24 protein-coding genes are annotated in these 20872 nt (G+C 28.1%); 13 read left to right on the top strand and 11 right to left on the bottom strand.

Annotated features, from left to right (window positions below; all coding sequences use genetic code 11):
• Positions 1 to 5: 5 nt before the first annotated feature.
• A complete protein-coding gene (locus KIB46_RS07645; RefSeq protein WP_156562229.1) occupies positions 6 to 1223 on the bottom strand; it encodes a 6-phosphofructokinase in 1218 nt (405 codons plus the stop codon).
• A gap of 193 nt (positions 1224 to 1416) precedes the next feature.
• On the opposite strand from KIB46_RS07645, the gene KIB46_RS07640 reads away from it, so the two are divergent.
• On the top strand, positions 1417 to 1968 hold the full coding sequence (locus KIB46_RS07640; RefSeq protein ID WP_291671342.1) for a manganese efflux pump: 552 nt from the start codon (positions 1417 to 1419) through the stop codon (positions 1966 to 1968).
• A gap of 69 nt (positions 1969 to 2037) precedes the next feature.
• Positions 2038 to 2451 (top strand): Fur family transcriptional regulator, encoded by a 414-nt coding sequence (locus tag KIB46_RS07635; protein WP_027099447.1) that lies wholly within the window; start codon positions 2038 to 2040, stop codon positions 2449 to 2451.
• 127 nt (positions 2452 to 2578) lie between these two features.
• Here the strand turns inward: KIB46_RS07635 and KIB46_RS07630 are convergent, their stop codons facing one another.
• The 4 genes from KIB46_RS07630 to KIB46_RS07615 all read right to left on the bottom strand — a co-directional run bounded on the left by KIB46_RS07630 (position 2579) and on the right by KIB46_RS07615 (position 5084).
• On the bottom strand, positions 2579 to 3010 hold the full coding sequence (locus KIB46_RS07630) for a DUF5412 family protein (RefSeq protein ID WP_291671341.1): 432 nt from the start codon (positions 3008 to 3010) through the stop codon (positions 2579 to 2581).
• 85 nt (positions 3011 to 3095) lie between these two features.
• Positions 3096 to 3887 carry a metal ABC transporter permease gene (locus tag KIB46_RS07625; protein WP_156562221.1) on the bottom strand — a complete coding sequence of 264 codons (792 nt, stop codon included), beginning with the start codon at positions 3885 to 3887 and terminating at the stop codon, positions 3096 to 3098.
• 2 nt (positions 3888 to 3889) lie between these two features.
• Complete coding sequence (locus KIB46_RS07620; RefSeq protein ID WP_291671340.1) at positions 3890 to 4549, bottom strand: metal ABC transporter ATP-binding protein; 660 nt, start codon at positions 4547 to 4549, stop codon at positions 3890 to 3892.
• A 139-nt stretch (positions 4550 to 4688) separates the two neighbouring features.
• Positions 4689 to 5084 (bottom strand): hypothetical protein, encoded by a 396-nt coding sequence (locus KIB46_RS07615; protein WP_291671339.1) that lies wholly within the window; start codon positions 5082 to 5084, stop codon positions 4689 to 4691.
• A 218-nt stretch (positions 5085 to 5302) separates the two neighbouring features.
• On the opposite strand from KIB46_RS07615, the gene KIB46_RS07610 reads away from it, so the two are divergent.
• The 8 genes from KIB46_RS07610 to KIB46_RS07575 all read left to right on the top strand — a co-directional run bounded on the left by KIB46_RS07610 (position 5303) and on the right by KIB46_RS07575 (position 12891).
• Positions 5303 to 5701 carry a DUF6762 family protein gene (locus KIB46_RS07610; RefSeq protein WP_291671338.1) on the top strand — a complete coding sequence of 133 codons (399 nt, stop codon included), beginning with the start codon at positions 5303 to 5305 and terminating at the stop codon, positions 5699 to 5701.
• A 45-nt stretch (positions 5702 to 5746) separates the two neighbouring features.
• Positions 5747 to 7543 carry an oligoendopeptidase F gene (gene pepF / locus KIB46_RS07605; RefSeq protein ID WP_291671337.1) on the top strand — a complete coding sequence of 599 codons (1797 nt, stop codon included), beginning with the start codon at positions 5747 to 5749 and terminating at the stop codon, positions 7541 to 7543.
• 95 nt (positions 7544 to 7638) lie between these two features.
• Positions 7639 to 7788 carry a 2-dehydropantoate 2-reductase N-terminal domain-containing protein gene (locus tag KIB46_RS07600; protein WP_291671336.1) on the top strand — a complete coding sequence of 50 codons (150 nt, stop codon included), beginning with the start codon at positions 7639 to 7641 and terminating at the stop codon, positions 7786 to 7788.
• Between the two features lie 14 nt (positions 7789 to 7802).
• Positions 7803 to 8774, top strand: coding sequence for an NAD/NADP octopine/nopaline dehydrogenase family protein (locus tag KIB46_RS07595; RefSeq protein WP_291671335.1), 972 nt, complete (start codon positions 7803 to 7805; stop codon positions 8772 to 8774).
• A gap of 168 nt (positions 8775 to 8942) precedes the next feature.
• The gene (locus tag KIB46_RS07590; RefSeq protein ID WP_156562208.1) at positions 8943 to 9842 is read left to right on the top strand and encodes a DUF368 domain-containing protein; all 900 of its coding nucleotides are present in this window, start codon (positions 8943 to 8945) and stop codon (positions 9840 to 9842) included.
• A 269-nt stretch (positions 9843 to 10111) separates the two neighbouring features.
• Positions 10112 to 10453 (top strand): hypothetical protein, encoded by a 342-nt coding sequence (locus tag KIB46_RS07585; protein WP_156562205.1) that lies wholly within the window; start codon positions 10112 to 10114, stop codon positions 10451 to 10453.
• Positions 10454 to 10652: 199 nt separating this feature from the next.
• On the top strand, positions 10653 to 12575 hold the full coding sequence (locus KIB46_RS07580; protein ID WP_291671334.1) for a hypothetical protein: 1923 nt from the start codon (positions 10653 to 10655) through the stop codon (positions 12573 to 12575).
• A 127-nt stretch (positions 12576 to 12702) separates the two neighbouring features.
• Positions 12703 to 12891: a hypothetical protein gene (locus KIB46_RS07575; RefSeq protein ID WP_027099457.1), complete on the top strand. Its 189-nt coding sequence runs from the start codon at positions 12703 to 12705 to the stop codon at positions 12889 to 12891.
• A gap of 52 nt (positions 12892 to 12943) precedes the next feature.
• Here the strand turns inward: KIB46_RS07575 and KIB46_RS07570 are convergent, their stop codons facing one another.
• The 5 genes from KIB46_RS07570 to KIB46_RS07550 form a co-directional block, all read right to left on the bottom strand.
• Positions 12944 to 13087, bottom strand: a complete 144-nt coding sequence (locus tag KIB46_RS07570) for a hypothetical protein (RefSeq protein ID WP_291671333.1) — start codon at positions 13085 to 13087, stop codon at positions 12944 to 12946.
• A gap of 11 nt (positions 13088 to 13098) precedes the next feature.
• The gene (locus KIB46_RS07565) at positions 13099 to 13269 is read right to left on the bottom strand and encodes a hypothetical protein (RefSeq protein ID WP_111937766.1); all 171 of its coding nucleotides are present in this window, start codon (positions 13267 to 13269) and stop codon (positions 13099 to 13101) included.
• Positions 13270 to 13334: 65 nt separating this feature from the next.
• Positions 13335 to 13748: an EamA family transporter gene (locus KIB46_RS07560; RefSeq protein ID WP_156562201.1), complete on the bottom strand. Its 414-nt coding sequence runs from the start codon at positions 13746 to 13748 to the stop codon at positions 13335 to 13337.
• A gap of 96 nt (positions 13749 to 13844) precedes the next feature.
• On the bottom strand, positions 13845 to 14582 hold the full coding sequence (locus KIB46_RS07555) for a TIGR03915 family putative DNA repair protein (protein ID WP_291671332.1): 738 nt from the start codon (positions 14580 to 14582) through the stop codon (positions 13845 to 13847).
• Between the two features lie 3 nt (positions 14583 to 14585).
• Positions 14586 to 15935: a putative DNA modification/repair radical SAM protein gene (locus tag KIB46_RS07550; protein ID WP_291671331.1), complete on the bottom strand. Its 1350-nt coding sequence runs from the start codon at positions 15933 to 15935 to the stop codon at positions 14586 to 14588.
• A 241-nt stretch (positions 15936 to 16176) separates the two neighbouring features.
• Here KIB46_RS07550 and KIB46_RS07545 point away from each other — a divergent pair, with 241 nt between their 5' ends.
• Positions 16177 to 17160 (top strand): rhomboid family intramembrane serine protease, encoded by a 984-nt coding sequence (locus KIB46_RS07545; protein ID WP_156562193.1) that lies wholly within the window; start codon positions 16177 to 16179, stop codon positions 17158 to 17160.
• Positions 17161 to 17212: 52 nt separating this feature from the next.
• A complete protein-coding gene (locus KIB46_RS07540) occupies positions 17213 to 17821 on the top strand; it encodes a hypothetical protein (RefSeq protein WP_156562191.1) in 609 nt (202 codons plus the stop codon).
• Between the two features lie 221 nt (positions 17822 to 18042).
• Here KIB46_RS07540 and uvsE read toward each other — a convergent pair whose 3' ends face one another.
• Positions 18043 to 19281, bottom strand: coding sequence for a UV DNA damage repair endonuclease UvsE (gene uvsE, locus KIB46_RS07535; protein ID WP_291671330.1), 1239 nt, complete (start codon positions 19279 to 19281; stop codon positions 18043 to 18045).
• Between the two features lie 222 nt (positions 19282 to 19503).
• Here uvsE and gdhA point away from each other — a divergent pair, with 222 nt between their 5' ends.
• Entirely contained in the window at positions 19504 to 20850 is a 1347-nt protein-coding gene (gene gdhA, locus KIB46_RS07530; RefSeq protein WP_291671329.1) for an NADP-specific glutamate dehydrogenase, read from the top strand.
• Positions 20851 to 20872 lie beyond the last annotated feature (22 nt).

Here is a 20872-nt window from a genome sequence, read left to right as displayed (position 1 = left end):
GGTATTTATTTAGTAAAAACTTTATACTGTGGAACGTTGTTAGTTCTGTATAAAGTAGGAACACCATTTAATAAAGGCATAAAGTACTCATAAGCTTCTTCTGTTACTCCATTACCTTTTTCGTTTATCCATTCTTTAGGGAAGTATTTAACATTGTTAGCTATTTTATTTGCTTCTACTAAAAAGAATGAAGTTGAGTAAGGAGAATTACTTTCTCTATTTATTGCTACCATGTATCCATTATGTCCTTCAGCTGCATATTTTAAAGCCTCATATCCAGCATTAAATGCTTCATCAATATCTATTTGAGATGCACAGTGCATTGCACATCTTTGTAGAACTCCTAATTCTAAAGCTTTAACTCTTGTTGTTATTCCAGCATCAAGTATTAATTGTCTTAAGTGTTGTCCAACTCCACCAAGTTGAGAGTGACCGAAGTTATCTTGAGAAATTACGTTCATTTCTGATAAGAATTTTCCATCTTCTGTTTTTAGACCCTCAGAAGCAACTATAAATACTTGATTTTGTTCCTTAAATTTAGCTCTTACATCACATAAAAAGTCTTCAACATTAAAAGCTTTTTCTGGAAGATAAATAAAATCTGCTACAGGTTTACCATTATATCTAGCTGTACAAGCAGAAGCTGCTAGCCATCCAGTATCTCTACCCATAGTTTCAACTATAAATATACCATTATTTATGTATACAGAAGAATCTAAATATGTCTCTAAAACAACTGTAGAAATAAAGTTTGCTGCACTACCAAATCCAGGAGTGTGGTCGGTATACATTAAATCATTATCGATTGTTTTAGGAATACCTATAAAGTTTATATCTAGTCCATTTTCTTTAGCGTATTTTCCAAGTTTAGCTGTAGTATCCATAGAATCATTTCCGCCAACATAAAAGAAGGCTTTTATATCTAAACTCTTTAAAATATCTAAAAGTCTGTCGTATTCTTCAGTAGATTCCTCTATGTTTTTCATTTTATATCTACAAGAACCTAATCCAGAAGATGGAGTAAGTTTAAATATATCTATATCTTCAGAAGATATTTGGGATAAATCAATAATGTTTTTATTTAAAATTCCCTCAATTCCGTTTAATCCACCATAAACTTTATCGAATATCTTGAATTCTTCGTTAGCTCTAATTAATCCAACAACACTAGAATTAATTACAGAGGTAGGTCCACCTGATTGGGCTATTATACAATTTGGCATATTAACTCTCCTTATATCTATAAATTTATACTAATATCTTTAAATGTGATATACTATTTAATAAAACATCTACTCTATTTAATACTATACAATAAAAAGTAGTAATAATAAAGTCTTTTTAAAATTTTTTGCATAATAAGTTATATGTGTAACTATTTATAGAATGTATAGATAAAATTATGGAGTTGAGGAAATGAGTATTTTTGGAGTTTTTGTAATAGGGATAGCTTTAGCTATGGATGCCTTTGGTATTAGTATAGGAATAGGAGTTAACTCAATAATAACTAGGAAAAAGAAAATAGGATATATATTGTCTTTTGGTTTTTTTCAATTTTTATTTACTTTGATAGGAGGAGGAGGGGGATATTATTTTGATACATACATATTGCCTATTCCTTCTGTACTTGGAGGAATTATTGTAGGTGCTATTGGTATACTAATGATAATGGATGGAGTTAAAGAAAAGGGAAATTCTCTTTTGATAAAAAATAGTATGGTGGTGATACTTGGTATCTCGGTAAGTATTGACGCTTTGATAATTGGTTTTACTACATTCCATCAGTTAGGAAGCTTGCTTATACTACTTATAAACTCTGTTCTTATTGGATTAATAACATTATTTTTTTGTACAATTGCATTTTTTTCATGTAGATATTTAAGAAAAATAAGTTTTATTTCAAAGTATGCAAATTTCTTAGGGGGTATAGCATTAATATTATTTGCTATAAAGATGATATTTTTTTAAATAAAAAAATATATTCATATGATATAATATAATAAATATACTAATTATTCTTGAATCGTAGGTGAGATGATGAATTTTGATGGCTTTTTAAAGAGTAAGGAACTAAAGGTTACTAAAGGTAGAATAGCAATTTTAAAAGTTTTATATGAGGCAGATAGAAGCTTAAGTGTAGAAAATATATTAGAAGAATGTAAGAAGTTTGGTGTGGATATTAATTTAAGTACTGTTTATAGAGGGGTAGAGGCCTTTGAAGAAAAGGGAATTATAGACAAGTTTTCCTTAAATGATGGAAGATTTTCATATAGAATTAAAGGAGATGAACATAAGCATTTACTTCAATGTAGTGTTTGCCATAAAGAGATTGAAGTTCCATGTCCTATGAAACAAATAGAAGAGTTAGTTCAAAGCGAAACAGGATTTACATTAACAGAGCATAATTTAATTATGAAAGGTGTATGCGAGGAATGTAAAAGGCATAAGTAAGTATGAAACCGCAAAGGCGGTTTCTTTTGCTGTATAGCAAAATATAAAATTCTAATTAGATATAAATAAAAGGTATTAGTACAATTTCATATTAAAAAAATATAGCGAACTAAAAAAACAGAAACTGTTAATCAGTTCCTGTTTTATCAATGGTCCAATCATATTTTCCATCAGGCAAGTCGATTATATGAGAGTTTATAGAAACTGTATCATTATCAATCCATTCTATATTGGCATCTCTAATATGATAATCACTATAGATAGTTTTAGATTTTTTATTATCTACAAATAAAATGCACTTCACACCAAAATCTGTTGTAGCTCCACTATCAACTAAATAGGCCTCAACTTTATATTTATTATCAGGGGAAAAGGATTCTGATAGTAACTCTTCATTTTGAGGAAACATTTTAACGGTAGTTGATATTAGTTCATATAGTGCAAATATGATAAGTGATATTAATATACATAAAGATACTAGTGTACCAATAAGAACTTTTTTCTTGGATTTTTTTACTTCTTCATCTGTTAAAAAGTCTTCGTTAAAGTAGTCGTTCATATATATTCACCTCAATAAGAATATAACATATGTTTACATAAATTGGAACAAAAAAATAAGACTACTTCAAAGTAGCCTTATTTTTTTAATTATCATTTCTTTTTAGTATTAAGGTAATTACTAAAACTATTACTGATGTTAATGCAATAGTACCGCCAGGAGCACTATCAAAATGATAGGATAAAAATAATCCAAGTAGAATATCAATTAATCCAAATAATACTGATAAAATTAAAGTTTTATTAAAATTCTTTTTTAGCTGAATAGCTGTAGCAACTGGAACAACAATAATTGATGAAATAACTAATATACCCATTATTCTTATAGAAAGAGAAATTGTTGCACCTACTAGAATAGTAAATAAGTAATTAATAAATTTAACGTTAATACCAGCAGTTTTTGCACCTTCTTCATCAAAGGTAATGTAAATAAGTTTATTATAAATTACTTTAAGTATTAATAGACAAATAATACCGGCTGTAGCTATAATAAGTAAATCACTTTTTGAAACAGTTAGTATACTACCAAATAAATATGAATTAACATTAGCATTGGCTTTTCCTGTGCTAATTAAAATTATTGCTATACCTAAACTTAAGGTTAAAACTATTGACATAACTAGTTCAGCATATTTTTTATAATATCCTCTTAAAAATTCAATTATAACTGCACAAATAGTAGTGAATAAAAATGCTGATATAATTGGATTCATACCAAAAACTAGCCCAATAGCAACTCCAGCAAAGGATGAATGTGATAGGGTGTCACCTATCATTGAATTACGTCTAAGTACTATAAATAAACCTATGATTGGACATAAAATTGAAACAACTACTCCCGCCATAAAGGCATTTCTCATGAAATCAAATTCAAACATAATTAAGCCCCTGGAAGTGTATAGTTTTCTCTAAAATCTTTGTTAGATTGAAGAGTTAACTTTCCATTGTTTATTGTTAATATATGTGTAGAATATTTTAAAGCTATGTCCATATTATGTTCAATTGAAATTATAGTTGTCCCTTGTTCTTTATTAATTTTACTTAAAAGAGAGTATATTTCTTGTTGATTTTTAATATCAACACCTGTAGAAGGTTCATCTAAGATTATCAAATCGGGATTACCTATAAGAGCTCTTGCTATAAAAACTCTTTGTTGTTGTCCTCCTGATAGGTTACCAATTAGGTTTTCCTTAAACTTTACCATATTAACCTTTTCTAAAACATCCATAGAAGATGATTTAGGATCTAGTTTTAATGATTTTGCATGTATTTTTAATATTTCATAAATTGAAATAGGAAATTGTGAATTAAATCCATCTAATCTTTGAGGTACATAAGCAATATTATCTGTATTTACAGTTATTGACCCAGATATAGGGGTTAGTAGTCCTAGTATTAGTTTTATTAGTGTAGTTTTGCAGCTACCGTTTTCTCCTACTATAGAAAGATATACCCCCTTAGGAATATCTAAGTTTACATCCTTTAATAGTGGAGGAGTATTCTTGCTATAAGCAAAACTTAAATTATCAATTTTTATCAAGTTATCAGCTCCCATAATATCCTTTCTTAACAAAATAATAGACCAATATGCTATATATTATGCATTATTGGTCTATAAATACGCATAAATTGGATTAACTAACCCTATTATACACCTATTTGCGAATTGTTTGCAAATACTAACTAAGAGTATTTAATAAAGTTGTGCTCTCTAAATCCCAAGAATCTAGAGAGTCCTTCCTAAACATACCTTCAACAGCACTTTTTTCATGTGGTTCTTCTTTTGAAAGACCATAAGCTTTAACTATTGCTGTAGTATCATCAGAGAAAACCAGAGTCATATTTTGCACTCTTAGTAATCCGTTATCTGCTTTTTTTGAAGTAAGATAGTGTTCAACAGCATATCCAAGGTCTTTACATTTATTTTTTATGTAAAGTTTATAACCTATAAAGAATCCAATTCCAATAACTAATACACCACATATTAATAAGGATATTCTTCTTTTTCTTTTTTGTTTTTTTAATCTAGCTACTCTTGATATATTATTTTTTATTACTTTTTGTTGTTTTTCCATAAATAACCCTCCTAATTGTTGCATAAGAAAATATTACCATATTTTTACAAATGATGAAATGATAAATATTTTTCAATATTTAACAATTATTTCGAGTATCTTTTAAAAAAGTTGGATTTTTATCATATTTTTATTGGTACTATTGCCTAATTTGACTAATAAACTCTATAATAAAGGAAGATAATATAATGTAAGCAAAATTGAAAGGAAGAAATTATATGGATTTTTCAAGTTTAGTTTTAATGGAGAAAGATAAGGAAACAGGATTTATAACTAAAGAGCTTGGAAGCTTTGAAGTTAATGAAGGAGCTTTATATGTTAAAAAGCTATTTGTTTTAGATAATGAAGTGAATTTATATTTTGATACAAATAAAGATGTTGAGGAATGGGAATACTCAGCAATATATGATCTTTTTAATATAAAAAGATTTGAAGAAGAAGGTTTTAAAATTAAAGAGGAATTAGATGAATATAACCCAACGTTTATTCTTAAGTTCCCTTATAAAGAAGAACATTTAGAAATGAAAGATGTATTAGATAAGGTTGTAGAATTAATCAATGAAGAAATGAAAAAAGTATTTTTAGCTATAGAAGGCAAGGAAGAAGAATACATATAGAAGGTAATATATGAAGGGAGGTAGCCTTTAATTTAAGGCGAAAATATGGAAGATAATAAAGTTGTAAAGAAAAGAGAAGAGATAAACTTAGAAGATAAGTGGAAACTAGAAAAAATTTATGCAAATGAGGATGCTTGGGAAAAGGATTTTAATATCTTAAAGAAAGAAAGTCCAAAGCTAAGAGAGTTTGCTGGAAAATTAAATGATAAAGAAGAAATTCTTAAATATCTAGAGTTAAATGAAAAGGTATCAAGACTTGGAGAAACATTATATGTTTATGCTCATATGAAATCAGATGAAGATACTTCAAACCAAAAGTATCAATCATATATGAATAAAATTGATGCTTTTATGGCTGAGTTTGCAAGTTATGGAGCTTTCTTTGTGCCAGAGATACTTGCATTACCTGATGGATTTATTAAAGATCTTATAAAGAATGACGAAAGATTTAAGCTTTATGAGTTTATGTTAATGGATATTTTAAAAGAAAAGCCACATATATTAACTAAGGAAATGGAAGAATTACTTGCATTAGCATCTGATTGTTTAGATGCACCATCAAGCATACATAATATGCTTACTAATGCAGATATGACTTTTGGAAACATAAAGGATGAAGATGGAGATGAAGTAGAGCTTACAGAAGGCAATTACTCAAGTTTTATAAAGAGTAAGGATAGAAGTGTTAGAGAAGCTGCATTTAAAAGATTGTTTGGTGAATATAAAAAGTTTGATAACACATTAGCTACTACATTAACTTCATCAGTTAAGAGTTTTAACTTTAGTGCAAGGGTGAGAAAGTATTCATCACCAATTGAAGCATCACTTTCTCCTAATGATATTCCAGTATCAGTTTATGAAAATGCAATTAAGACTATTAATGATAATCTAAGTTCTCTTCATAGATATGTAAAGATAAAGAAAAAGCTTTTAGGTTTAGAAGAAATGCATATGTATGATTTATATGTACCAATAATTGAGGTGGAGAAAGAAAAGATATCATTTGATGAAGGTGTTAAGCTTGCTAATGAAGGTCTTAAGCCACTTGGAGAAGAATATTTAAATCTATTTAATGAAGGTATTAATAGTGGTTGGATTGATAAATATGAAAATAAGGGTAAAAGAGGTGGAGCTTATTCTTGGGGTGGATATGACACCATGCCATATGTACTACTAAATTACCATAACGAATTAAATGATGTTTCAACTCTTGTACATGAAATGGGACACTCACTACACTCATATTATTCAAGAAAGACTCAACCATATTACTATGCAGGGTATACTTTATTCTGTGCAGAAGTTGCATCAACAACAAATGAAGCACTTCTAATTCATTATTTAATTGAAAAAGAACAAGATAAGAAAAAGAAGCTTTATTTAATAAACCAAGAATTAGAGCAAATTAGAACTACTGTATTTAGACAATTAATGTTTGCAGAATTTGAACTATATACACATAATGCATTAAATGCAGGGGAAGCTTTAACAGCTGCAGATTACTCAGCAAAATGGCATGAGTTAAATGTTAATTACTTTGGACCAGATATGGTAGTTGATGAAGATATAGATATGGAATGGGCAAGAATACCTCATTTCTATTCAGACTTCTATGTATATCAATATGCTACTGGATATGCAGCAGCATCAGCATTTGCAAATGCTATCTTAGAAGGTAAAGAAAATGCAGTAGAAAAATATAAAGGATTTTTAAAAGCTGGTGGAAGTAAGTATCCAATAGATATTTTGAAGGATGCAGGAGTTGATATGACAACATCAGGGCCCCTTGAAGCTACAATTCATAGATTTAATGAATTGTTAGATATGTTAGAGGAGTTTTAATAAGAAATATTAATTATATAAAAAGGGGCTCTTATAGCGTCCCTTTTTATTATTTGTTATTAAGATATATTCACAATATTAGGAAGGATGATTTTATGAATATTTGTATTGTTGGAGCAGGAAATATAGGTACATATTTAGCTACGTATATATCTATGAAAGAAGGAAATAAGGTATGGCTTCATACCTCTAAGCCAGAAGTTTTTAAGGAAGAAATAACTTTAGTAGAAGAGGAAAAAAATTAAGACATAATGTTAAGGTGCATTCCATAACATCAAGTTATGAAGAGGCAGTTAAAAATGCAGATTATGTATTAATAACATATCCATCTTTTATGATAGAAGAAACATTAAAAAAAATAATTCCATATTTAAATAAAGGAACTGTAGTTGGAGTTATACCAGGGTTTGGAGGTAAGGAATATTTAATAGATGAATTGCTAGAGAAAGGTTGTATTTTCTTTGGAAGTCAAAGAGTACCTTCAATTATTAGATTAGAAAAGTACGGTGAGTGTGTTCTGTTAAAGCAAAAAAATGAATTTATGAAGTTAAGAGTTATACCAAGCAAGTATTCTGATAAGGTATGTGAGGTTATGACAAGCTTTATTGATATTCCATGTTTACCTTTAAGTAATTATTTAGCTATAACATTGTCCCCATCAAATCCAACAATGCATCCATCAAGATTATATGAATTGTTTAATGATTATGTTGAAGGAGAAAAGGTATATCCAAGAAATCCATATTTTTATGAAGAGTGGGGAACTTTAGCTTCTCAAACATTATTAGATTTAGATGATGAATTAACAGAAATTTTTAATTCATTAAATTATAATAATGAGTTTTATGAAGAAGATATGGAAAAAATAAAGAAGAGATACGGAATATCTATAGCTGAAGAATTGTCTAAAAAAATAAATACAGCTCCAGGATTTCAAGGAATAGATTCACCAATGGTAAAGGTAGAAGGAGGGTTTATTCCAAATAAAAATTCTAGATATTTTGTTGAAGATATTCAGTTTGGCCTTTGCATAATTAAAGCCTTTGCTGAACTGTGTAATGTTAAAACTCCAACTGTTGATAAGATTATTGAATGGGGACAAAAGTTAGTAGGAAAAGAATATTTAGTTAATGGACATCTTAATGGAAGAGATAAAGGTGAATTAATGATACCACAAGCCAAAGGGATAAAAACTAAAGAAGAGTTAATAAAATATTATAAAAACTTATAAAATTAAAACTAATAATAAAGCTTGCAGATTATAAATGTGAGCTTTGTTATATTAAAACTTTTTTAAGATTCCAAATATGAATTGTAATTTTTAAATTTTGACAATATAATTAAAGCTAGTGACAAATTTTAAAATATGTAAAAATAGTAGTAACGGAGGAAGTAAGAGGTGTTCATTATTAATTTTATAAGAGGCTTTTGTATGGCACTAGCTGATAGTGTTCCAGGGGTTTCAGGTGGTACTATAGCATTTATATTAGGATTTTATGATAAGTTTATTAATTCATTAAATTCTTTAGTTTCAACAAAGAGTAATAAGGAAGAAAAATTAGAGTCATTAAAATTCTTAATAAAGATAGGTATCGGATGGGCTGTAGGTATGGTACTAGCAGTGCTATTTATATCATCAGTGTTTACAACACATATTTATAAAATAAGTTCTTTATTTTTAGGGTTTATAATTTTCTCTCTACCATTAATATTTAGAGAAGAAAAGTCAGAAATAGTAGGTAAGTACAAGAATATAATTTTCGCAGTAATAGGTATTTTAGTAGTTGCTGCGATAACATATTTTAATCCAGCAACAAGTGGTGGAACTGGTACAAATCTTTCATTAGACAATTTAAATATTGGGTTAATAGCTTATGTATTTGTAGTTGGAGCTATAGCAATTTGTGCCATGATATTACCTGGTATATCAGGTTCAACACTATTACTGATATTTGGAATATATGCTCCAATTATGACAGCTGTAAAAAGTGTTATTAAATTTGATTTTAGCTATTTACCAATAGTTATAGTTTTTGGACTAGGAGTAATTACAGGTATAGTAAGTATTATAAGACTTCTTAGATATTTATTAGCAAACCATAGATCAAAAGTAATATATACAATTATTGGTTTAATGATTGGGTCATTATACGCAGTTGTTATGGGACCAACTACCTTAGAAATTCCTGAAGCTCCAATGGGATTTGGGGAGTTTAGTATTTTATTCTTCTTATTAGGAGGAGGATTAATACTTGGTTTAGAAAAGTTAAAGAAGGTTTTAGATAAGGGTCAAGAATAATAAAGGGGTGTTACAAAATGATTGATAATCTTGTAACACCTTTTCACTGTCTAGGAAGGTATAAAATTTCAATTAGCTATAAATCAAAGGTATTATTACATATTCATATTAAAAAATATAAAATAAAGGATAGTAATTTTATAATTTCCTTACCATTAGTACGCGTGGGGTGGATATTTGTTTTGATGTGACTTGAAGCTTGCGACGGAACAAGCAAAATAAATATCCGCTACACTTTTTTTAGTTTAATAATAAGGCAGGAGAAGTAGATGAACATAGCAGAAATATATAATGAATATAATAATTTAAATAATATGTTAGTTATTTATGTAGAAGATTTAGCTAAAAAAGAGTTTGAAGGTGAAGATGAAGAAACAGTAATTAATATGTTGTCATCTTTCAAGAGTAATTTAGAGTATCTGTTTGATAAATGCAATGCTATAGAAGTTGAGGATGATAATATAAAAGATTTAAAATATTTTTTATTTGATGCATTATTATTTACAAGAGATGTAATAGCATTTTATAAAGTTAAGGAATTTGCAAGAATAAAAATGAGAATAACTAATTATGTAGCTAAGAAAAGAAGAGCAGAAATGTTCCAAAGATAGAAAGTAATATATTTAATAAATTCTGAGAAACTGTTAAGGCAGTTTCTTTTTTTCTTACTTTTAGTATGAGTGGGGGGATATTTGTTTTGATGTGACTTGGAGAGCAGTGACGGAACAAGAAAAATAAATATCTACCCAACTTTTTTTATATAATCAATTAATGGTAAAATAATAATGAGAATTTATATAGGAGGATACTATGGGAATAATTGATAAGTTAAAAAAGAGGAAAAATATTAAGGAAGAAGTAAAAGGGGAGAGAAGCATAAAAGAAGAAACAATAGAGTGTTATGATGCTTATGGAAGAAAGATAGTTATCTCTAAGAATGAATGGAGAACTAAAATATTACCTGATCAGTTAAAGAAATACAAAGATGATGATAATGCACTATACAATATAATACTATCATCTATAAATGATGGATTTATAGATGAAGTAGTTGAGTCTGCTGAACATTTAAAAGAAATAGATAGGATAAAAGAAAGAGGATATACTATTTTAGCTATAGTATATATGAAGTTATTACAATATGATAAATCTGAGAAGGTATTACTAGAGTATATAGATAAGTATGGGAAGACAGGGACTATACTTACTAACTTAGCAAAAGTATATTATGGACAAGGGTATGAAGATAAGGGATTAAATACTTTATGGGAAGGTATATATTTAGATCCTAATCAAACTAATGGATTAATGTGGCTTAAAGCGCTTTATAATGAAAAAGAAGGTAAGGAAGCTGAAATTAAAGTCTTAGATAAGGTAAGTAAGGTAAGTGGAAGTTGGTTTCCTCAAGTTTTAAAAGGGAAAATGTACTTAGATAATAAAGAAATAGATAAAGCATTAAAGGAATATGAGAGCATAATGGAAATAGTAAAGGATAATGGTTATGCCCTTTCTATGATTTCAGGTGATTTAGGGGCTTCTGGATATGCTGATATTATGGTTAGAATGATATCTCCAATATATAAATTAGATATTCATGGGATTGATTTGGGAATGAATTTGCTAAGAGGTTATTTAGTTACAAAAGATATTGAAAATGGAGAGAAACTTTTAAGCACACTTTTAAAGTTGGAAAGACCTGATTTAAAGAACTATCTTATGAATATATATAATGAATTTGAAAAAATGAAGGGTGAATCAACAGGAGAAGAGTTAGGTGAAATATCTATATCTTTACTAACATATGTTTCTCCTTTATGGTACTACTCTTTAGGGGATCCAACTTGGTTACTTCCTAAAAAATCTAAGGATTGCAAAAAGGTTGTAGTTTTATCTTATGCAAATGAAGGAATAAAAGAGGAAAGTAAAGGTCGTATTCAAAGAGAAGACTCAATAGGAAGGTTAACAAGAGCTCTTCCATTTTATTTAGGAGAAAAAATACAATATGAAACAGAGTTATCCTTAAATGTTATAATACCTACAATAAAAGATGTGGGACCGGTAGTATCAAGAAAAGTATATGAGGATAATTATATAAGGGATTTATTGTCTAAAAATGATGGTGATTATATAGTAACAGGCGGCATAAGAGAAGAAGAGGATTCTATTTATATAGAAAGTTATATTTATGATAAGTTTGAAAATAAGCTTAAAATAAATAAGAATTTAAAAAAGATGAGCTTTGGTAGTGAATTTAATGAGATGATTAAGGAAATAATAGATAGCTTAAAGGTTGGGGGGGGAAATTATAGCGAGAATTACAAAACTCCAAAAGATAATTTAGTTAGCCTATATATACAATCATTAGCTCAATTATTAAGCCAAAATTTAGTGAGAAATGAATACTGTAAAAAGGATTCCTTATGGGGAGAAAGAAATATTCTAAACTTGTACTTGAATAAAGCAGTTGAAAATAGAGATTATCCACATTTTAAGCTTATTTTGTTATCTGGCATAGCTACTGCTAAGGAATATGGTTCTTCAATATACTTAGAATTGAAAAATCAGGTTTTAACCTTATTTAAGGAGAAGGATGAAATTGGATTATCAGAGAAAATGATGCCATTAGTATATAAAATATATGATATGAATACAGAATTTGAACATTGTAGAAAAGAGCTGATATTAAAAAATAGTGATGATAGTGAGTATATAGAATGGCTACAGAAACTATAGAAATGTAGAAAAGCAGGATATATATATTGAGAAGGGGAAATATCAAAGTATATAAAATAAAAATTCAATAGCCTTAATGTATATGATATAATATCTAAAGATTTTCATATTCATAAGGAGGATTTTTATGTTTAGTAAGGAAGAACTTTTGGTTATAGAAGATGCTTTAAAAATTGCAGATAATGAATATATGAGATTATTAGAAGAGAATAGAAATAATAAAAATAGGATGGTGGCTTATAATAGAAAGCAAAAAAGTCTTTGGCTAGTTCAAAACAAGTTAAAGAAAATATTACAAGAAAACAGAGAAAAGTAGTTAGAAATAATATTATAATATAAGGGATGTAGTATAATCTACATCCCTTATATTATTTATATGTTGTGTGAGTTGAAGGTTCATCTTCTCCGAAAGGACTTTTTTGATGAGCCTTATTATTCATTTCTTTAGAATAGTTTGATGAAGTAGGGTCAGACTTAGTTTTTTTATGTTTACAACCACAATTACATGACATATTGATTCCTCCTATTTATTATGAGATAACTTAGATCTCTTAGTGTATTTTTTACCATTAGCATGGGCACCTATTTTCTTACCATTTTCGATACCTATTTCAGATCCAGCTTCAGAATACATTTTTCTAAGTTCAGCATTAGATTTAGGATGATCTTTAAGCCTATTTTTATTATTATCCATAAAATTTCCTCCTAGAACAGCTAAAAGTTTGTACACTAATAGCTTATCCATTCTTAAAAGAAATATTATAATATAAGAACGAAAGTACCTATGGTAATAAGTAGTCCACCTATTAAAGTTTTAGCTGTTATGGCTTCTTTTAGGATTACAAAGGCTAAAACCATGCTGATAACAACACTAAATTTATCTATAGGTACAACTTTTGAAGCTTCTCCTAATTGAAGTGCTTTATAATAAAATAACCAAGATAGACCTGTTGCTATTCCAGATAATATTAAGAATATCCATCCTTTAGTTGTAATATTGCTAATTCCATATTGTTCACCTGTAAGGAAAACTAGTCCCCAGGCCATAACAAGTACAACAATTGTACGAATTGCAGTGGCCAAATTAGAATTTACACCATCAATACCTATTTTAGCTAGAATGGAGGTTAATGCCGCAAAAAGGGCAGATAATAAAGCAAAAACTATCCACATTTTATTTCCTCCTTTTATAGAAGATATCTTTAACATAAAAACATCCCTTTCTATTATATAACTATAGTTTATTATAGTATTATTTTAGTATCATTTCTATTGGAATTCACTTAAGTGTTTCCAATATCTTATAGGCATCATACGTTTTTGTAATTTTGGATTTTTACGTTCGTTTATTGTAGTAGATTCAAAATAGCACTTCCATAAATCTACGTATTCATCTTTAGTGCTTTTAAAAAGATTATAGTCATCTACTGTCATATGAGTAATTTCCCAGGATCTTTTGTTATATATTAAAGCTTTTTCACGATTTATGTCATGAATTATAAAATACTCATTAGAAAATCTAGAACTAAAGTGGGGGGCAATTAGTTCTAAGATATCATTATCAGGTTCAATAGAAGAATATAAGAATTTATTTTCAATTAAAGAAAAACGTATAAATCCTTCAAATCTATGAGCTTCTAGATAAACCCTTCTTCTAATATCTTCTACCATTTTAACTATATCTAAATTAAGAAAAGCATGAATATCCTTTCCGAGCTTAAAAGCAGTTTTTGTGTATTTTAGTGCTATAGTACTAGCATCTTTGTTATTACTAAGAAATATTATATACAAGTTTTGTAAAGTTTTAGAATCAATTTTTGTTATTATTGCATTCATTACCTTTTTGGCTTTGATTTCATCAGTTTTTATATAAATAATTTCGTCTAATAATAGAGCGCTGTAGTTTTCAGATTTAAAGATACCAATAGGAGGAACTTTTGAGTAAAAGCTATCATATATAGCTGTTAATAATCCTTCAAAGGTACCATCATATAAAAATGTCTTCATAAATTATAACTCCCCGTTAAAAGATGATAATTTATCACTTAATATATCAATATTAGTTGATGGAAGAATAATTCCAGATGATGTGGAATTATCATGACTATAGTCATCAAAAAAAGAAATTTGATTTGGCTCAGGTGAATTTTTCTTTATATTTTGAGATAATAATTTTTTCTTTATTTTATAATCATCAAAGGCTATATCTCCATAGTATTTACCTGAACAGGTTATAAAGTATTTAGCTCTTTTTAAAACAATTCCTAATCTTTTTAAATCCTCATAAGTTAATCGGCAAACCCTTCTGGTTTTAATTATTCTTCTTGCAGATGTTACTCCAATTCCAGGGATTCTAAGTAAAGTTTCATAAGATGCTTTATTAATTTCTACAGGAAATTCATTAAAGTTATTTAATGCCCAATAGGTTTTAGGATCAAAATTTAAGTCAAAGTTATCATTCTCATTTTTTAATAATTCACTGGCTTTAAAACCATAAAATCGTAATAACCAATCAGCTTGGTAAAGCCTGTGCTCTCTAACCATAGGAGGATGAGTGATTTGAGGCAAAAGTGGGTTATCTTTTATAACTGGTACATAGGCAGAGAAATATACTCTTTTTAACTTGAATCTATCATATAAAGATTGAGTTAAATTTAGTATTTTATAATCACTTTCAGGAGTAGCACCTACTATAAGTTGAGTACTCTGTCCTCCAGGAACAAAAAGAGGAGTAGATTTAATACTCTTCTTTAATTCTGTATGGCTAATGATAGAATTTTTAATTGTTTTCATTGGCAAAAGTATTTTTTCTTTACTTTTTTGAGGAGCTAGTAGTTTTAGGCTATTACTTGATGGTAATTCTATATTGACACTCATTCTATCAACATATAAACCTGCCTCTTTAATTAAGTATTCATCAGCTCCAGGAATAGCTTTTAAATGTATATAGCCATTAAAGTTTTTTTCTAACCTAAGCTTTTTTACTGTTTTTAAAAGAAGCTCCATTGTATAATTTGGATTTTTAACTATAGCTGAACTAAGAAATAATCCTTCAATATAATTTCTTCTATAAAAGTTTATAGTTAAGTCACACACCTCATTAGGTGTAAAACTAACTCTTTGAAAATCTTTGGAATATCCATTTATACAGTACTTACAGTCATAGATACAATCGTTAGAAAAAAGTATTTTTAATAAAGATATACAGCGACCGTCAGGTGTAAAACTATGGCATATTCCACTTTCTGATGCATTACCAATACCGTTAATCTTGTTTTTTCTTTTTGATCCAGAAGAGGAACATGAAACGTCATATTTAGCAGCGTTAGAAAGAATTTTTAATTTATCCATAAGGTCCATGGAAAAGGTACCTCCTTAAGTGAGAATGTATGTTCTTATATTAACTAATATTATATACGAATATACGTTCTTTCTCAAGAAAAATAAAAAAGCTGCTAAATGTGAAAATATATTATAGAGTATTAGTATATTTTTAAATATTTTATTAAGTTTATTTATTTTGATATATATTCTCCTTAAAGGAGATCTATTATATAATTATATAAAAAGTGTTACATAATAAAGTGATGAGGAGAGGAATATGAATAGATTGAAAGATAAGTTCTTTAGTTATATTACAGCTAAAGAAGGTTTTTATGTAGAATTTTATATCAGTCAGTATAGGAATACCCAAATGACTATTGCATTAAAAAGATTTCCCCAAGGTATTTATGCAATAATACTAACAGATGATAAGTATGAAAATATAGATTATAACGAAGCCCTATATTACCTTAAGCAAAAGGGGGAGGCTTTTAGTTTACATACTATAGTTTTTACAAGTGAGAGTATATATAATCCTTCATATTCTATTACTAATAAAGTTGTAGTAGATTATTCATCTGAGAAAATCTTATATTGTGATCAAGGGTGTGAACCTATTGTAGGAATAATAAGAAATGCTACAGGCAATGATGAAAAGATAGTGAGTGAGTTTAAAAGATATTATATAACATATACACTTATAATTATTAATGTAGCTCTTTTTATTATATGTGCTTTAAAATCAAGAAATATTTTTGATATAAATCCTTACGTATTATTAGAGATGGGAGCAAAGTATAGGCCTCTTATGTATTTTACTAATGAATGGTGGAGATTAATAAGTTGTAATTTCTTACATGGAGGAATATTGCATTTAGTATTTAATATGTATGCACTATACATTATAGGAAAGCAAATAGAAGATTTATACGGTAAAAAAGCATATATTATAATTTATTCATTATCAGGATTAGGAGGTAGCATATTAAGCTATTATTTAGCTCCAACATCTTTATCAGTTGGTGCTTCTGGAGCTATATTTGGTTTGTTGAGTGCGCTTTTAGTATATGCTTATAATGAAAGAGGAAGAATACAAAAAGGAGTAATTTCAAATTTACTATTTGTTATTGGTATTAATCTTTTATTTGGGATAAGTATGCCTAATATAGATAATTATGGACATATTGGTGGGATAGTTATTGGAGGAATATCATCCTACTTGATTTATATCCTATTAAAGAAGCAAGGAAAAGTTGTTTAAATTACCTTTATACATTATTATATAAATGTAATAGAAATATAGGAGATTAGATATGAAGAAGAGGTTAGGTTATCATTTATTATGTACATATATCTTTTATGTACTTTTAGCAGTTACTTTTGTATGGGATTATTTCTATAGAGATGGAGAAAAGTTATGGCGAATTGGGCTAATATATATAACTATATTTGCTGCAAGATTTTTATTTTCAAAAACATTTTTAAGAAAATCTAAAGGGGCTTATGTTGTTACATTAGTATTTATATTCTTTGCAATGTATTTAGCTAATGTAATGAACTTTTATGCATTTGAATCATATGATAAGATCTTACATTTTACATCTGGAATATTATTAGCATTCTATGGACTTATTTATTGTGTGTATCTATGTGGAGATCATAGCAATAAATCTATTAACCAAATAATTTTAGTGGCATTCCCATTTTTATTTTCTGTTGCTTGTGCAGGTATATGGGAATTATGGGAGTTTGCAACTGATAGTATATTTGGATTAACAGCTCAAAACGGATCATTAAATGATACTATGTGGGATATTATTTGCGGAACTATTGGAGGAATGATTTCTTGCACATTTATTTATATACATATTAAGTTTAAGAATATAAAATTTATTCAAGCCATAATGAATGAGATGAAGTAAACGAAGCGCCGTTATTGGTGCTTCTTTTTTTACATTTAGTATGAGTGGTTTGGATATTTGTTTTGATGTGACTTGGAGCGTAGCTACTGAACAAGCAAAATAAATATCCAAACCACATTTTTTATACCATAAGGAATATATTTTTTAAAAGAATATATATTCTTTTAAAATAAGAATAATATATATTCTTTTATAATATAAAAAATAAAAATAATATAAATTTAATTATAAAAAAAATATGAGTTTAAAAGCTCATAGCAAAGATATTTTTGTGCAAGCTTATGAAGATATTCTTTAGCTTTACTATAGTTTCTTTCATTTTTTAATTTGAAAAAGTGATTTGTCTCACGAGAATTTATATTTTCTTCAATTAATTTAAAGCCTTCAACTAATGCTTTATTAGATGAAGTAGAAGTTGGTTTCTTATAATAAAGACTATCTACATATAGATAGAAGTCTTTTATGCTATTAAATAAAATTATGTCCTTAGCTTTCTCAAATGTATCTTCTCCTTTTTCTGTAAAATATAGCTTATAACGTTCAATTTCCATTAATATATCAATTTCTGTTAAAGTATTTTGGGATTCTTTTATTAGATTTATAATTTTAATAGCAGAAAAGTCTTTATCTTTTACCTCTAGCATAATATCTAAATCATAATTTTTTGCAACTGAATAATATTTAAAGAAGTCCTCTATAAAGATAGTGGGAGAGTGGGAGCCTTTTTTCTTTTTTATATCTTGTTGACTATAATGTACCTTCATATTACACTTCTCATTTGTCCAAGTTGATTTTGCTAGTTCAAATAGTTTATCTAGAGTATAGTTATTATCTCCAAAACATTCATTATGAAGATTATCAAAGACCATAGGGGCATTAATAGTTTTACAAATGTTTAATACATCACTAAATGAATAATTCTTCTCATCATTTTCAATAATTAATCTATTTCTTATTGATTTAGAAAGTAAAGTATAGTTATTCATAAATCTTTCTGTTGACTCAATCTTTGAATCGTATACTCCTCCTACATGAAGAATAATTTTATGGTCATCATTTAATCCCATAGAATCTAATAGAGAAGTATGGTAATTTAAATCCTCAATTGCCTTATGAACTATTTCATCATTAGTAGAATTGAGAACTGTGTATTGACCGGGGTGCATAGAAACTCTCAAATTATTTTTTTTAATAAATTCACCTATGGACTTTAATTCGTCAGAGAAATACTGAGACCAATTGAAGGTATTTATACTATGACTTCCAAAGGGAATTATATCTGAACTAATTCTAAATAGTTTTATTCCAAGCTTATTATTAAACTCTAATATTTTGTATAAATCTAATAAATTATGAGATATTGTAGTTTTAAGTATGTCTTCATTATATGAGTTTAATGTAAATTTTCTCGTAGTTTTTAATGATGTTGATAAAGGCGTACATGCATATCCTATTTTCAATTTATCACCTCTTTGTTATTTTTCTTCTAAGATTAGTATTTGTTATTTATTAAAAGAATATAAAGGGAAAGCATCTTGTTATTAAATTGATATTTTGTTAAATAAATTATTAAATAAGTATGAAATTCGTTAAAAAACAGTCCTTTTAATATTTTTTTGTAGTAATTATAAAGAAAATAATGTATTATTAAGTTAAATTAAAATTAAAAAGGGGATGGAAAAATGAACGGTAAGCAATATGTTGAATCTGTTCTAGAGAAGGTGGAAAGCCGTAACAAGGGAGAAAAAGAGTTTTTAGATGCAGTTACTGAAGTTTTAAATTCATTAGTGCCTGTATTTGATAAACATCCTGAGTTCATAAAAGCGGGGCTATTAGAAAGAATGGTTGAACCAGAAAGACAAATAATGTTTAGGGTTCCATGGGTAGATGATGAAGGAAATGTTCAAGTTAACAGAGGTTTCAGAATTCAATTTAACAGTGCTATAGGACCTTATAAAGGTGGCTTAAGATTTCATCCATCAGTTAATGCAAGCATTATTAAATTTTTAGGGTTTGAACAAATATTTAAAAATTCATTAACTGGTCTTCCTATAGGTGGAGGAAAAGGTGGATCAGACTTTGATCCGAAAGGAAAATCTGATAATGAAGTAATGAAGTTCTGTCAAAGTTTTATGGCTGAGTTATATAGACATATAGGATTAGACACTGATGTTCCTGCAGGTGATATTGGTGTTGGTGCTAGAGAAATAGGATATATGTATGGATATTATAAGAAGTTAAGAGGAGCTAATGACCAAGGTGTTTTAACTGGAAAAGGCTTAACATATGGTGGAAGCTTAACTAGAAAAGAAGCTACTGGATATGGATTGGTTTATTTTACTGAAGAAATGTTAAAAGACAATGGAACATCATTTGAAGGGAAAACAGTAGTTATCTCAGGTTCTGGTAATGTTGCAATATATGCTACAGAAAAGGCGACTGAATTAGGAGCAAAGGTTGTAGCATTAAGTGATTCTAATGGATATATTTATGATCCCAATGGAATAAATCTTGATGTAGTTAAAGATATTAAGGAAGTTAAAAGAGGAAGAATTAAGGAATATGCAGATAGAGTTCCAGGTTCTACTTATACAGAAGGATGCAGAGGAATTTGGACTATAAAATGTGATATAGCATTACCTTGTGCAACTCAAGGAGAAGTTAATGCTGAAGCAGCTAAAATATTAGTTGCTAACGGAACAATTGCTGTATCAGAAGGTGCTAATATGCCTTCAACATTAGAAGCTATAGAAGTATTCCAAAGCAATGGATTAATGTTTGGTCCAGCAAAAGCAGCTAATGCAGGTGGTGTTGCATGTTCTGCTCTTGAAATGTCACAAAACAGTATGAGATTATCTTGGACATTTGAAGAAGTAGATGAAAAGCTTCAAGGAATAATGAAGAATATTTATAAGAATGCAAGTGCTGCAGCTAAGGAATATGGAAAAGATAAGAATATTCTTATGGGAGCTAATATTGCTGGATTTATGAAGGTTGCTGATGCAATGATGGCTCAAGGAATTGTTTAATTAAATAAGTTTATTTTCAAAA

Source organism: Clostridium sp. (assembly GCF_018372875.1).
Lineage (GTDB): Bacteria > Bacillota > Clostridia > Clostridiales > Clostridiaceae > Clostridium.
The sequence above is the reverse complement of the archived record's forward strand: the minus strand, read 5'-3'. Positions and strand labels throughout refer to the sequence as shown.